Origin of the sequence: Candidatus Accumulibacter vicinus (genome assembly GCF_000584955.1) — a bacterium.
In the GTDB taxonomy this organism is placed as follows: Bacteria; Pseudomonadota; Gammaproteobacteria; order Burkholderiales; family Rhodocyclaceae; genus Accumulibacter; species Accumulibacter vicinus.
Genome location: NZ_JDSS02000001.1, coordinates 7,519 through 8,020 on the forward strand (window position 1 = coordinate 7,519; position 502 = coordinate 8,020).

Genomic DNA, 502 nt, shown 5'->3' on the forward strand with positions numbered 1-502 from the left:
CGGAGCTGGTCGTCGCCTTCGCCGCCGTCGAGGAAGTCGTCGCCATGGGCCGCCGGGGGAAGACCCCCATTGTCGCCGTTGATGATGTCGTTGCCGGAATTGCCAAGCAGGACGTCGTTGCCTTCCTCGCCGAAGAGAACGTCGTCGTCGGCGCCGCCGTCGGCGAAATCGTCGCCGGCACCGGCGATGACCCAGTCGCTGCCACCGCCGCCATACAGGGCGTCGTCGCCGGGGTTGGCCGATTGGCTGATCCAGGCCTGGCCGAAGGGGTACTGGTAGAGGTTGCCGGCTGGCTGCGGGATCACTTGCCGGGTGACGCTCCAGTCGCGATACACGAGGTCACGCTGGGTGTCACCGAGCAGGAGGTCGTCACCGCCGCCGCCGATCAGTTGGTCGCTGCCGCCACCGCCGGCGAGGACGTCGTTGCCGGCACCGCCGATGGCGAGGTCGCGGCCTTCGCCGCCGTCGAGCCAGTCGCCCTTCTCGCCGCTGCCGGGCTGGC

The 502-nt window shown here is 70.1% G+C and carries 1 pseudogene; it reads right to left on the bottom strand.

Annotated features, from left to right (window positions below):
• A pseudogene (locus CAPSK01_RS00040) lies at positions 1 to 502 on the bottom strand (hypothetical protein); the annotation flags it as partial.